General features: G+C 70.2%; 12 protein-coding genes. 3 read left to right on the forward strand and 9 right to left on the reverse strand.

Annotation, left to right across the window (positions count from 1 at the left end):
- Positions 1-87: 87 nt before the first annotated feature.
- Positions 88-852, forward strand: a complete 765-nt coding sequence (locus F9C12_RS14315) for an IclR family transcriptional regulator (protein WP_409182459.1) — start codon at positions 88-90, stop codon at positions 850-852.
- On the opposite strand, the gene F9C12_RS14320 is transcribed toward F9C12_RS14315, so the two are convergent.
- From F9C12_RS14320 to ftsY, 8 genes are all read right to left on the reverse strand, one after another.
- Positions 845-1,327: a GNAT family N-acetyltransferase gene (locus F9C12_RS14320; RefSeq protein ID WP_409466193.1), complete on the reverse strand. Its 483-nt coding sequence runs from the start codon at positions 1,325-1,327 to the stop codon at positions 845-847. The genes F9C12_RS14315 and F9C12_RS14320 overlap by 8 nt on opposite strands.
- Positions 1,324-1,635 (reverse strand): DUF4333 domain-containing protein, encoded by a 312-nt coding sequence (locus F9C12_RS14325; RefSeq protein WP_409466194.1) that lies wholly within the window; start codon positions 1,633-1,635, stop codon positions 1,324-1,326. The genes F9C12_RS14320 and F9C12_RS14325 overlap by 4 nt, the downstream gene beginning before the upstream one ends.
- A gap of 11 nt (positions 1,636-1,646) precedes the next feature.
- On the reverse strand, positions 1,647-2,390 hold the full coding sequence (locus F9C12_RS14330) for a hypothetical protein (protein WP_409466195.1): 744 nt from the start codon (positions 2,388-2,390) through the stop codon (positions 1,647-1,649).
- A complete protein-coding gene (locus F9C12_RS14335) occupies positions 2,387-2,908 on the reverse strand; it encodes a YbaB/EbfC family nucleoid-associated protein (protein ID WP_409466196.1) in 522 nt (173 codons plus the stop codon). The genes F9C12_RS14330 and F9C12_RS14335 overlap by 4 nt, the downstream gene beginning before the upstream one ends.
- Positions 2,905-3,405 carry a hypothetical protein gene (locus F9C12_RS14340; RefSeq protein ID WP_409466197.1) on the reverse strand — a complete coding sequence of 167 codons (501 nt, stop codon included), beginning with the start codon at positions 3,403-3,405 and terminating at the stop codon, positions 2,905-2,907. The genes F9C12_RS14335 and F9C12_RS14340 overlap by 4 nt, the downstream gene beginning before the upstream one ends.
- Positions 3,406-3,433: 28 nt before the next feature.
- A complete protein-coding gene (locus F9C12_RS14345) occupies positions 3,434-4,837 on the reverse strand; it encodes a putative T7SS-secreted protein (protein ID WP_409466198.1) in 1,404 nt (467 codons plus the stop codon).
- Entirely contained in the window at positions 4,837-5,430 is a 594-nt protein-coding gene (locus tag F9C12_RS14350; RefSeq protein ID WP_409466199.1) for a hypothetical protein, read from the reverse strand. The genes F9C12_RS14345 and F9C12_RS14350 overlap by 1 nt, the downstream gene beginning before the upstream one ends.
- Positions 5,431-5,526: 96 nt before the next feature.
- Positions 5,527-6,870, reverse strand: a complete 1,344-nt coding sequence (gene ftsY, locus F9C12_RS14355) for a signal recognition particle-docking protein FtsY (RefSeq protein ID WP_409466200.1) — start codon at positions 6,868-6,870, stop codon at positions 5,527-5,529.
- A gap of 140 nt (positions 6,871-7,010) precedes the next feature.
- Here ftsY and F9C12_RS14360 point away from each other — a divergent pair, with 140 nt between their 5' ends.
- A complete protein-coding gene (locus F9C12_RS14360; protein WP_409466201.1) occupies positions 7,011-8,225 on the forward strand; it encodes an anhydro-N-acetylmuramic acid kinase in 1,215 nt (404 codons plus the stop codon).
- A 9-nt stretch (positions 8,226-8,234) separates the two neighbouring features.
- Entirely contained in the window at positions 8,235-9,800 is a 1,566-nt protein-coding gene (locus F9C12_RS14365; RefSeq protein WP_409182469.1) for a sodium:solute symporter, read from the forward strand.
- A 117-nt stretch (positions 9,801-9,917) separates the two neighbouring features.
- Here the strand turns inward: F9C12_RS14365 and smc are convergent, their stop codons facing one another.
- Positions 9,918-13,520, reverse strand: a complete 3,603-nt coding sequence (gene smc / locus F9C12_RS14370) for a chromosome segregation protein SMC (RefSeq protein WP_409467010.1) — start codon at positions 13,518-13,520, stop codon at positions 9,918-9,920.
- Between the last annotated feature and the right edge of the window lie 156 nt (positions 13,521-13,676).

Consider the following 13,676-nt stretch of genomic DNA (forward strand, 5'->3'; position numbering starts at 1 on the left):
TTTGGATAACGTCCCTACGGTTTTTACCTGACGGACTATAGTTTCTGCATAGCGGAACATCAATCGGGTCTGTGAGGAGGACCACTGGTGGCGGCTGAGAAGAGCGGACGAGACGGCGGCGTCCAGTCCCTGCAGCGCGCGTTCGAGCTGCTGGAGCACCTGGCGGACACCGGCGGCGAGGCCAGCCTGTCGGAGCTGGCGACCCTGTCCGGGCTGCCGATGCCGACGATCCACCGGCTGATCCGCACGCTGGTGTCGCTGGGCTACGTCCGGCAGAACACCAACCGGCACTACGCGCTGGGCGCCCGGCTGATCCGGCTGGGCGAGAACGCCAGCATGCAGTTCGGCGCGTGGGCGCGGCCGCTGCTGGTGGAGCTGGTCGAGGAGGTCGGCGAAACGGCGAACCTGGCGGTGCTGGAACGCGACGAGGTGGTGTATGTCGCGCAGGTGCCGTCGAAGCACTCGATGCGGATGTTCACCGAGGTGGGACGGCGCTTGCTGCCGCACGGCACCGGCGTGGGCAAGGCGATGCTGGCGGAGCTGCCCGCCGACGAGGTCGCAGCGCTGCTGGAGCGCACCGGGATGCCCGCGTACACCGAACACACCTTCACCGATCCGGACGCGCTGGCGGTGGAGCTGAAGAAAATCGCCGGACAGGGTTACGCGCTGGACGAGGCGGAGCAGGAACTCGGAGTGCGCTGCATCGCGGTCGCGATCCCCGGCGCACCGGTGCCCGCCGCGGTGTCGGTGTCAGGCCCTTCCGGCCGACTGACGGCGGACGCGGTGAGCCACATCGCGCCGGTGGTGCAGAAGATCGCGGACCGGCTTTCGCAGCAGCTGCCGGTTACTTGAGTTCGCCTTTGAGGAGGTCCATCAGCAGCCCGTCGTGCCAGGTGCCGTCCAGCCCTTGCTCGTAGTCGCGGAGGATCCCGACGCGCCGGAAGCCGAGCTTCTCGTACACGTGGATCGCGCGGACGTTGGCCGCCGCCGGGTCGATGGTGATCCGGTGGTGCCCCTGGTCGAACAGCCGCTGCGCGAGAATCCGGATCGCCTCCGCGCCGAGCCCCAGCCCGTAGTGCTCCGGGTGCACGGCAAGGTCGATCCCAGCGTGCCGATAGCGCCGGGCGGTTTCCTCCCAGCCTTGGATCACGCCGACGGTCCGGCCCTGGTACTCGATGGCGTACGTCTGGTCCTCGTCTTCGGCGAGAAGCCCGTCGGTTTCCTCGTCGGGATCGCCCCACCACTGCGAAACTTCCGGAGCGGACAGAATCTCGTGCACTCGTGCCCGGTCGGCTTCGGTGAGGGGGCGGAGGGTTACGCGGGTCACTTCATCGGTTTCTGGTCGACCTGGACGTGGTATTGCACATCGGTGCCGTTCACCGCCCCGATTTTGGCGGTGAGCCCGACTTTCTGTCCGCTGGCGGTGAGTACGCACCGCATCGACTCCCCTTCGACGGCCTTGATCGGGCCAGGGCAGGCGACGGTGTCCGGCCGCTCGCCGATGGACCGCTGGAGTGCGTCGGAAATGCCTTTTTCGAAATTCTCCTTGGACACTTCCTTGCCGACGCTCACGCTCACCGAACACCCGGCGAGCAACAGCGCACCGGCAGCGAGCAGGACGGAACGGACGCGCATGGGTTCTTCTCCTAATGCCAGACGGAAGGGGGGATGCGGTCGAGGAGATCGCAGCGGAGATCGAGCGCGGGCAGCAGATACTTCGGGTCCCGGTGGTCGCTGACCTGGTCGAGAAAGTCGAGCTTGCCGCCGACCAGGGTGAACCCGCGGAATGTGCGGGGATCGGTTTTGAGGAACGCCGTCACCGCCGGATTCAGTACGGCGCGGGCGAAATCGGCGTTCCCGCTGCGCACTTCGTACCGAAGGTCGAACTCGGGGTCCCCGGTCTGCACGTCGCCCTGCCCGAGGTGCGCGTTGACCCGGCTGGACAACTCGGCGACGCGGCTGATCTGCAGCGCCGGACCGGTTCCCGGCCCGCGCACCCAGATCACTCTGAGCGTGTTGGTCTCGCCCTGCATCGGCGTCCGCACCCGGAAAGCCCCGGCGAGGAACGGCCTGCCGCGATGTGTCCCGGTGACGATCTCGCGCGCCTCGTAGACTTCCCGCCGGTTCAAGTACGGTCCGAGCGGGTTCATCACCTGCTCGACCACGTTCCGCTCGAGGTAGCGGTCGCCCTCGTCGAAATAGGCGCAGTAGGAGTCGTTGCGCTCCTCGTACCGCCACCCGCGCCGCCGCATCTCCTGCCGCAGCCGGGCCATGGCCTGTTCCTGGTCGCGTTTGACGGAACGGCCGTTCCAGACCAGGAACCAGACGAGCGCCCCGGCCAGGAGCACCGTCCCGCCGATGACGATCACCAGGATCAGCGCGACGCTCATCGCCGGCGCTCGTCCCCGTCGTCGAAGATGTCGACCGGTTCGAACTCTTCGTCCGCCACCCGCCTGCCCCGGCCGGCGAAAGCGGGCTGCGGACGGGCGGCCGGAACGGCGGCCACGGCGCTGACGGCGCTGACCGACGGCGGGCGGGACGCGCCGAACAACTCCACGTCGGAATCCAGGACCCGGTCCAGCAATTCGGTGTCGCCGAGTCCCCGGCGCACCACCTCGGCCTGCGCCCGCGCGACGTTCGCCTGCGCTTCGGAAATCGCCCGCAGCACGTCCGCGGCGAGCACTTCCCGGGCGGTTTCCGACGAACTCTCGCTGAACGTGATCGAGGTGATCCCGCCGCCGGGCCCGGCCACGACCGTGACCGCGCCGTCGGGAGACGTCGCCCGTCCTTGCGTTTCCTTGAGTTCGTCGTTCATCCGCCGGTACGCCTCGGCGCGCAGCCGGTTGTCGGTCGCGGCGGAATCGATCGCTTCGATCCGGGCGAGCAAGCGCCGGGCTGTTTCGTTCATCGGGTGGGCTTCTCCGGCTCGATGGTGTCAAGGAACTTCTGGAAATCGCCGATCACGTGCTCGAACTGGTCCTCCAGCAACGCGGACAGCACCACGTGCAGCACCGCGCTCCGCCGCGGGTCCCGCTGGTCCCGCATCAGCATGAACACCTGGAACTGCACGAGGTCGGCGGGTTTGCCCCGCAACGGGATGGTGAGCTTCACCGCCTGGGTCAACGCGGGATCCGACTCCGAGCCGACCTCGTTCCGCCTGCCGAGCCGGACGTCGGCGGCGCCGGCCGCGCGCAGTTTCTCGACCGCTTCGTCCCCGATCTCCGTGAGGACGGCGTTCTCCCGGACCTCCCCGGTGATCGAGATGTTGGGAGTGAACCCGTCCCGCGCCGACGCCGCCTTCAGGGCGACGAACGCCGCCCCCGCGGCGCCGACTTCGTCCGGCGGCACCGATTGCCAGCCCTCGGGCAACGAGAACTGGATCGGGACCGGAATAGTGGATGCCACTGCGTTTCTCCGAATCTGGGTCTGGTGTTCAGAAGCCTAGGAAGCCGGCGACGGCCCCGGCCGCGTTCGAGATGCCCTTGCCCACGTCGGAAACGACCTCGCCGACATCGTCGGCGACGTCCTTCACCGTGTCCACGACCTCGCCCGGATCGATCGCGATGTCGAACCCGATCTTGCCGCCGACGCCGAGGCCGACCCCGACGGAGGCGCCGAGGTGGAACTTGCCGTCGTCGCCCATGCCGACCTGGCCGCTCGCTTCCACCCCGACCCCGGCCCAGGCCTCGCCGTGCACCCCGGCCGACACGCCGCCGACCTCCGCGCTGACGTCGCCCTCGACCCGGCCGCCGGCAAACGCCTCGACCTGGCCCTGTGCCCCGGTCACGCCGATCGAGCCCTCGGCGGAAGCACTGGCCCCGATCTCGCCTTCGGCGGAACCCGTCAAGCCCGCGTGGTCGCCAAGGTGCAGTTCGCCTTCCGCGCTGCCCTTCGCCAAATACGCCTCGGCCGAGGCGCCGGCGTTGACGCCGAGGATGCTCGCGCCGGCATGCGCCTCGGCATGCGCGCCGAGCACCGCGCCCTCGATCTTTCCGCTGCCGCCGAACTGCTCGGACCCGAATGCGCCCTCGAGCGAACCGTCGAGCAGATCCACGCCCGCTTCCGCCGACACGGTCGATTCGTGGGTGTCGATCCCGAGCGATTCGAGCAGGCTGCCGATCTTGTCGCCGAACATCCCGTCCGACTGGCTGCCGAATTCGCCCTTGAAGCTCCGCCCGAAGCGGCCCTTCTGCCACCCGCCCGGGTCCTTCTCTTCGGACTTGCCCTTCTCGTCGTTCCCCTGGTCGACGAGTTCGCGGCGGTCGGCGCCGAACTCCTTGCCCTTGCCGACGTCCTTCGAGTACGTGCCGTCCTCGTCGCGGCTGAACCCGAGCGCCTCCGCGGTCATGCCGCCGACCTGTTCGAGCTTGGCGCGCGCGTTTTCGAGGATCTGCTGTGCCTCGGCCATGGCGGCGCGGCCGGGATCCACCAGCGGAGCGATGGCTTCCCCGATCGAACTGGCCCGCAGCATCTGCACCTGGTAGTCCGCGGCCGCGGCCCGCGAGGCCGCCTGCGCCTGGGTGAAGAGCTCGATCGCCCGTTGCGCTTCGCTCTGGCTCCAGGTCAGCGCGTCGCCGTAGTCGGCGAGCGCGGTCGCGCCCTTGCCCAGGACGCCGATCGTCTCGATCCAGTTCTTCGGCTCCTGTCCGAAGACTTCCCGGAACCGGTCCGCCGCGTCGCCGGACCACTCCCGGGGCGCGATCCCGCCGAGCCCCTCGGAAATCCCGGCCATCTTGTCGAGGTTGCGCACCAGCTCTTTCAGATCGCCGGAGAGCAGGTGCGGTTCGCCGGGGATCAGAGCCTTCGGGTCGGTGGTCTGCCCGAGTTCCGCCGTCATCAGAAGACCGGCCTGTTGCCGCCGCCGGAGGTGTCGCCGGAGGCACCGGGGAAGAGCTGCCGGGAACGCTCCGGGCTCATGATCCGCATCGGCCCGTCGTCGTCGATCGACCCGCTGATCCGCCCGGTCGCCCCGCCGGTCCAGCCGCCTCCGGGAACGTCGTGCGATCCCGCTTCGGGCTCGCCGAGCCGTTCGTTCAGCTGGCCCGGCGTGAGACCCCCGGTGAAACCGCCGCCGGGGGCGCCCTCGAGCCTGCTGCCGATCTTCGCTTCGCCTCCAGCGGCCTCGCCCAGGAGGTCGCCGAGCCCGGCGCCGAATTCGCCGATCGTCCCGGTCGCGGCAGCGTCGGATTGCGCGTACTTCCCGGCCGCCGTCCGCAGATCGTCGCCGTGGCCCTGGGCGATGCCGGTCAGCCGGGCGACCTCAGCCTGGATTTCCTCGACGAACCCGGCCCACCCGGCCTGGACGCCGCGGTGCCCGTAGTCGCCGCTCGGTCCTTGCCACAGCAGGCCCGCGGCACTGCCGACCACGTCCCCGATCGCATTCGCGGTCCGGAACAATTCTTCCGGGACCGCGCCGAAACCCCCCGACATGCCCACCCCTCGTAGTCGTAGCCGCGTTGCTACCCACCGTGGCAGGCCACGCTACAAGGATGTCCGGTTTAGCCGTTCTTCACTCGTCTGGGGGAATCAGCCCAGCAAAGCGTCCACGAACGCACCCGGCTCGAACGGCGCCAGGTCGTCCGGTCCCTCGCCGAGGCCCACGAGTTTCACCGGCACCCCCAGTTCCTTCTGGACCTGGAACACGATCCCGCCCTTGGCCGTGCCGTCCAGTTTGGTCAAGACGATGCCCGTCACGTCGATGACCTCGGCGAACACCCGTGCCTGCGCCAAGCCGTTCTGGCCCGTCGTGGCGTCCAGCACCAGCAGCACCTCGTCCACTCGCGCCTGCTTTTCCACGACTCGCTTCACCTTGCCGAGTTCGTCCATCAGGCCGGTCTTCGTGTGCAGGCGGCCCGCGGTGTCGACCAGCACCGTGTCCACGCCCTCGCTGATGCCCTGCTTGACCGCGTCGAACGCGACTGCCGCCGGGTCCGCGCCTTCCTTTCCTCGCACGACCGACGCGCCCACTCGCTCGCCCCACGTCTGGAGCTGGTCGGCCGCGGCGGCACGGAACGTGTCCGCCGCGCCGAGGACCACCGTTCCGCCTTGCGCCACCAGGACTCGGGCCAGTTTGCCGGTCGTCGTGGTCTTGCCGGTGCCGTTCACGCCCGCGACCAGCACCACCGCGGGCTGCTTCTTGCCGTCCACCTCGTGCGGGAGGGCGCGGACCGAACGTTCGGCGTCCGTGGACAGCGACGCGGTCAGCACCTCGTGCAGCAGTTCGCGCGCTTCCGCGGACGTGCGCACCGCGCGGCGGTTCAGTTCGTCGCGCAGGCGTTCCACGATCTGGGTCGTCGTGGCGGCGCCGAGGTCCGCCATCAGCAGGGTGTCTTCGACGTCCTGCCAGGAATCCTCGTCCAGGTCGCCGCCGCCGAGGAGGCCCAGCAGGCTCTGCCCGAACACCGAGCGGGACTTCGACAGGCGGCCGCGCAAGCGCTCGAGGCGGCCGGACGGGGACTCGATCTCCTCGATCTGCTCGGCCGTTCCCGGCACGACCGCTTCGGGAGCCTCTTCCTCCACCGGTTCGGGGAGCTTGACGTCGCGCACCGTGCGCTGGTCGGAATCGCGCGGGACGGCGGCGTCGTCGCCGACCGCGGGCTGGCCGTCGACTTCCGGCCGGTCCTCGACCGGATGCTCGACCACCGGCTCCGGCGCGGGCTCGGGAGCAGGCGGCGCCTCAGCGGTCGTCCCTCCGGGAGCCAGCGAAATCCCGCCGCTCGCGGCGTACCCGCCGCCCTTCGGCTTCTCCTCGACCTCGCGCTGTTCGGCGATGCTGATCCGCCGCTTGCGCGCGATGAGCAGCCCGGACGCCAGCAAGGCGACCAGGACGACGACGGCGACGACAACGATCCAGAACCAGGTGCTCGACACGCCACCATCCTGTCATCCGCGTGCCCGAGCCACCGGACACCCCACCGCGAAGCCAACGAGTAACGCGAACGGTTCCGATTCGGCCAAGACTCCACGAAGCGTCTTGCGCCACCCCTTCCGCGTTGACTAGACCACATCGGATGACCACCCCCGCCGGCCACTGTTTCCGCGTCCTCGGGCTGCTGTCGGGCACCTCCGTGGACGGGATCGACGTCGCGGTCGCCGAAATCCGCTCCGACAACGGGACCGTCGTCCTCACCCCGCTCGGCGAACTCGACGTGCCCTATCCCGCCGACCTCCGCGCCGACCTCCTCGACGCCCTCCCGCCGCGGCCGAGCAGCGCGCGGCAGCTGACCGTTCTCGACACCCGGGTCGGCCAGGCGTTCGCGGACGCGGCCGCGCGCGGGATCGCCGCGTACGGGCCGGTGGACGTGATCGCCTCGCTCGGCCAGACCGTCTACCACTGGGTCGAAAACGGCGTCGCGCTCGGCACGCTCCAGCTCGGCCAGCCGGCGTGGATCGCCGAGCGCACCGGAGTTCCGGTGATCGCCGACCTCCGCATCCGCGACATCACCGCGGGCGGCCAGGGCGCACCGCTGGCGAGCACGCTCGACGCGATGTGGCTGCGCGGCCTCGCCGAGGAGACCGGACGCCCGGTGGCCGCGCTCAACCTCGGCGGCATCGCGAACATCACCGTGGTCACCCAGTCCGACAAAGTGCTCGCGTACGACACCGGCCCGGCCAACGCGCTGCTCGATCTCGCCGCCGCGCACGTCAGCGACGGCAAGCTGTCCGCCGACGTCGACGGACGGCTCGCCCTCGCCGGTGCGGTCCGGAAAGACCTGCTCGACCGGCTGCTCGCCGACCCCTATTTCGCCGCCCCTCCCCCGAAATCCACGGGCAAAGAGCACTTCCACGCCGGCTACCTGGACGCGGCCCTGTCCGGACTGCCGCCGTTGTCCCCGGAGGATCTGCTGGCCACGCTCACCGAATTGACCGCCGCGACGGTCGCCGCGGAATGCCGTCGGCACGGCGCGGCGACCGTTGTCGCGTCCGGCGGCGGCGTCGCGAACCCGGCGACCATGGCCGCGCTGGCCCGGCAACTGCCCGACGGCGCGCTCCGCACCAGCGACGACCTCGGCCTCCCCGGCTCCGGCAAAGAGGCCTACCTGACCGCGCTGCTCGGCTGGCTGAGCTGGTGCGGCGTCCCGGCGACGCTGCCGTCGGCCACCGGAGCGAGCGGTCCCCGCCTGCTCGGCGCGCTGACGCCGGGTGCGGCGCCCCTGAATCTCCCCGCCCCGCTGGGGGGCGCCGCGACCCGGCTCCGGGTCGCGCAATCCGGGCAACCACGGTAGGAGAACCCCATGAATCCAGTCGATCTGGTGATCGTCATCGTGTACCTCGCGGCGATGCCGGTCATCGGCGTGCTGGTCGGACGCAGACAGAAGTCCGCGAACGACTATTTCGTCGGCGAACGCAGCATGCCGTGGTGGGCGGTCACGCTCTCGGTGGTGGCCACCGAGACGTCCACGCTCACCGTGATCTCCACGCCGGGGCTCGTGTTCGGCAGCGCCTTCCTGTTCCTGGAAGTCGCTTTCGGCTACATCATCGGCCGCGTGATCGCCGCGTTCGTGCTGCTGCCGCGCTATTTCCGCGGCAATTACGTGAGCGCGTACGAATTCCTCGGCCGCCGCTTCGGCCGCGGGCTGCAGGGCACCGCGTCGGTCACCTTCGTGGTGACGCGGCTGCTGGCCGAGGGACTGCGGCTGTTCGCCGGGGCGATCCCGATCAAGGCGATCCTCGGCCACTACGGCATCCACACCGAGTACTGGCACATCGTCGTGCTGCTGACCGCGCTCACCGTGGTCTACGCGTTCGTCGGCGGCATCAAGTCGGTGATCTGGGTGGACGTCATCCAGTGGTCGCTCTACATCCTCGGCGCGGTCGGCGCGGTGATCTTCCTGTCCACGAAGCTGCCGTCCGGCTGGACGCAGATCGCCTCGAGCCAGGGCCGGTTCCAGCTCACCGACTTCGCGTCGAACCTGCTCACCAACCCGTACGCGTTCCTCTGCGCGGTGGTCGGCGGCGCGTTCCTGTCAATGGCTTCGCACGGCGCGGACCAGCTGATCGTCGGACGGCTGCTTTCGTGCCGGAACCTGCGGGACGGCCAGCGCGCGCTGATCGGCTCGGCCTTCGTGGTGTTCGTCCAGTTCGCGCTGTTCCTGCTCGTCGGCGCGATGCTGTGGGTCTACACCGGCGGCAAGACCGGCGCGACGGCCACCGCGGTCGCGGCCGGGAAGATGTCCGGCGACGACGTGTTCTCCAACTTCATCGTCAACGACCTGCCGGTCGGCCTCGCCGGGCTCTTGATCGCCGGCATCCTCGCCTCGACCATGGGCGCGCTCGCGTCCGCGCTCAACGCGCTCTCCACCTCCACCATCGCCGACCTCTACCAGCGGTTCACGCACAAATCGATCGAGGACGCCAAACTGCTCCGGCACGGTCGCATGTGGACACTCATCTGGGCGGCGGTGTTCGCGGTGTTCGCCTCGATGTTCACCAACTCGAAGGACCCGGTGATCCAGCAGGGCCTCGGCATCGTCGGCTACACCTACGGCGCGCTGCTCGGCTCGTTCTTCCTCGGCCTGCTGGTGCGCAAGGCCCGGCAATCCGACGCGGTGATCGCGTTCGCCTGCTCGGTGGTCGGGATGGCTTTCCTGATCCTGTTCGTGAAATTCGACAAGGCGACCACCGAGGTGCACATCCACTTCGGCGCGGCGACCAAGACGCTCGTGCCGCTGGCGACGTATTGGTACACCTTCGCCGGGGTGCTGATCACGCTGCTCGTGGGCGGACTGCTGTCGCTGCGGCGGCGCGGCGCGGACCCGAATGTCGAGACGGTCGAGGAACCCGTGGAAACCCCTGCGTAGCAAGGACGGAAACGCGGCCCGGTCCCTTCGAAGCCGAGGGGACCGGGCCGCGTCCGCTCAGCGGATGACGACCCGCCGCAGCTTGCTCTTCGCGCGCGGCCACCGTCAGGCTCGCGGTTACGACGCCGGGACCGGTTCCTCCGCCGCGGTGCGCAGCCGCTGCGAGATCACCTTGGTGATGCCGTCGCCCTGCATGCTCACGCCGTACAGCGCGTCGGCGATCTCCATCGTCGGCTTCTGGTGCGTGATGATGATCAGCTGCGACGAATCGCGCAGCTGCTCCAGCAGGCCGATCAGCCGGCGCATGTTGGTGTCGTCCAGCGCCGCCTCGACCTCGTCCATCACGTAGAACGGCGAAGGGCGGGCCCGGAAGATCGCGACCAGCATGCCGACCGCCACCAGCGACTTCTCGCCGCCGGACAGCAGCGACAGCCGCTTGACCTTCTTGCCCGGCGGACGCGCCTCGACGTCCACGCCGGTGGCGAGCAGGTCGTTCGGCTCGGTGAGCACCATCCGGCCCTCGCCGCCGGGGAACAGCACGCCGAAGACGGTCTCGAACTCGCGCGCCACGTCCGCGTAGGCCGAGGTGAAGACCTCCAGGATCTTCTCGTCGACCTGCTTGATGACGGCCTCGAGGTCCTTGCGGGTGTCCTTGAGGTCTTCCAGCTGGGTGGAGAGGAACTTGTACCGCTCCTCCAGCGCCGCGAATTCCTCCAGCGCCAGCGGGTTCACCTTGCCCAGCAGGGTCAGGTCCTTCTCCGCGCGCTTGGCGCGGCGGGCCTGGGTTTCGCGGTCGTAGGGCATCGGCGGCGGCGGGGTGACGTCCTCGCCGCGTTCCTTGGCCGCCTCGTACTCGGCCATCTCGCCCGCGCTCGGCGGCACCGGCACGTTCGGGCCGTACTCCTCGACCAGGTCCGCCAGGCCGATGCCGAAGTCCTCGGCGATCTTGGCTTCCAGCGTTTCCAGCCGCAGCTTCTGCTCGGCGCGCAGCACCTCGTCGCGGTGCACGGCGTCGGTCAGCTTCTCCAGCTCGCCGGACAGCTCGCGCACCTTCGCGCGCACCGCGGTGAGCGCGGTTTCGCGGCTTTGGCGCTGGGCTTGGGCTTCGTCGCGCTCGGCGGCCGCGCGCTGCACGGACAGCTCGATCCGCTCCAGTGCGAACTCGCCGGCGTTGACGACCGCGTTCGCGATTTCCGCGCCGCGCTCGCGCGCTTCCCGTGCCTTGGCCGCGCGCTCGCGGGCCTGCTGTTCGGCGTAAGCCGCGCGGCGCAACGATTCCGCTCGTCCGGCGATGCTGCGCGCGCGTTCCTCGGCGGTGCGCTGCGCGAGCCGGGCTTCGACTTCTTCCTGCCGTACCACGGCAAGCTGCTCGGCCGCCTCGTCGCGTTCGGCGGTGTCCGGGTCGTCCTCGACCGGCTGCTCGGCGACCGCGGCGAGCCGTTCTTCCAGCTCTGCCAACTGTTCCAGCGCCTGCTCGCGGCTCTGCTCGACCTTCGCGCGCTGCTGGGTCAGCCGTTCGACCTCGGCCTGCGCGGACCGCGCCGCCTGCTGCAGCCGGTTGAGCCGCTCCGAGGACCGCGCCTTGCGCACCTTGGCTTCGCCGAGCGCGTCCTTCGCCTGGCTGACCTCTTCGCGCCGGGACTGCTGTTCGGCGCGGGCGCCCTCCAGTTCGGCGGAGTACCGCTCCAGCGCGCGTTCGGCGGTGCGCAAGCGTTCCTGCGCCTCGTCGACCGCCGCCTGGACCTCGATCACGCTCTCGCGCGCGGCGGAACCACCCGCGATCCAGGTGGCCCCGAAGACATCGCCCTCGGCGGTGACCGCACGCACTTCCGGGTGCTGCGCGACGAGCTGACGCGCGGCTTCCAGGTCCGGCACCAGCGCGAGCCGGTCCAGCGCCGTCTCGACCGCGGGCCGCAGCTGCTCCGGCGCGCTGACGACCTCGCGGGCCCAGCGCGCGCCCTCGGGCAGCGCCGGCCACGAGCTGGTGTCCACAGTGGACCCAGCACCGACCGGCACGATCCCGGCGCGGCCGGAATCGGTCTCCTTCAAGTACTTCAGCGCGGACAGCGCGTTCTCGCCGCCGGACACCGCGACCGCGTCGGCCACCGGTCCGAGCGCGGCGGCCAGCGCGACCTCGTGGCCCGGCTGCACGGTGAGCAACGCGGCGACCGAACCGAGCAGTCCCGGCAGTTCCGCAGAAGCTCCCAGCAGCGCGCCCGCGCCGTCCTTGCGCTTGAGCCCCATCGACAACGCCTCGACGCGCGCCTTCTCCGACGCGATCTCGCGCTCGGCGCCGCGTTCGGCCTTCACCAGCTCTTCGACGCGGGCCTTGGCGGCGTTGTTCGCCTCCACCGCACGGTCGTGGCGCTGCTGCAGCTCGGCGTCGTCGGATTCCTCCGTGCCGCCGGCGGCTTTCGCTTCTTCCAGCTCCTCGACCGCGATTTCGGCGCGCTCGGCCGCTTCCTGCAGCCCGACGGTGAGCCGGTCGACCTCTTCCGCGGTCGCGCCGTTCTTGCTGCGCAACGCTTCGACCTGACCGGTCAGCTTCGCCATGCCCTCGCGGCGGTCGGCGATCGCCCGGACCGCGGCCCAGTGCGCGCGCTCCGCGGCCTGCACCCGCTGTTCGAGTTCTTCCCGGCGCAGCACGGTTTCCGCGAGAAGTTCGCGGGCCTCCATGACGGCCTCGGTGAGTTCCTGCTCGCGTTCGGCGGCTTGTTCGGCTTCCGCGAGCAGCTCCTCCGGGTCCCGGCCGCCGGTCGGCGCGGAAACGTCGGAGGAAAGGTGCCGCTGCCGCTCCACCGCCAGCCGCACGGTGCCGCGCAGCCGTTCGGTGAGCGCGGACAGCTTGTACCACGTCTCCTGCGCGATCTGCAGCCGCGGCGCGTCCTCGGCGAGCGAAGCCTCCAGCTCGGCCTCTTCGGCGGACACGATTTCCAGCGCCTGCTCGACCTCGGCGCGGCGCTGGCGGGCGGTGCGCTCGTCGGCCTCGTCGCGGGCGATGGACTCGCGCTGGGTGACCAGGTCGTCGGCGAGCAGCCGGAGCCGGGCGTCGCGCAGGTCGGACTGCACCGACTGGGCCTTGCGGGCGATCTCGGCCTGCTTGCCCAGCGGTTTGAGCTGGCGGCGCAGCTCGGTGGTGAGGTCGGTGAGCCGGTCGAGGTTGCCCTGCATGTTGTTGAGCTTGCGCAGGGTCTGTTCTTTGCGCTTGCGGTGCTTGAGGACGCCCGCGGCCTCCTCGATGAACGCGCGCCGCTCCTCGGGCTTCGACTCGAGGATCGCCGACAGCTGGCCCTGCCCGACGATGACGTGCATCTCGCGGCCGATGCCGGAGTCCGACAGCAGTTCCTGGACGTCCATCAGCCGGCAGCGGTCGCCGTTGATCTCGTACTCGCTCGCGCCGTCGCGGAACATCCGGCGGGTGATGGAGACCTCGGCGTACTCGATCGGCAGCGCGCCGTCGGCATTGTCGATGGTGAGCGTGACCTCGGCGCGGCCGAGCGGGGCGCGGCCGGCGGTGCCGGCGAAGATGACGTCCTCCATCTTGCCGCCGCGCAGGTCCTTCGCGCCCTGGGTGCCCATGACCCAGCGCAGCGCGTCGAGGACGTTCGATTTTCCGGAGCCGTTCGGGCCGACCACGCAGGTGATGCCGGGTTCGAAGCGCAGCGTGGTCGCCGAGGCGAAGGACTTGAAGCCCTTGAGCGTCAGGCTTTTCAGGTGCACGTGCTGCCGACCCCTCTTGGCCACGGGTACTGGATGGCTACCGGTCCCCCGGTTCGCCGACAGGCTACCCGGGGGTTCGGGCGCGCCGTGGGAGGCCGGGCCGCCCGGGCGCGCCTAGCACAGGTTCCCAAGCCCCGGCAACCCCAAGCACCCCAT

The organism is Amycolatopsis sp. GA6-003 (assembly GCF_046267895.1).
Lineage (GTDB): Bacteria > Actinomycetota > Actinomycetes > Mycobacteriales > Pseudonocardiaceae > Amycolatopsis.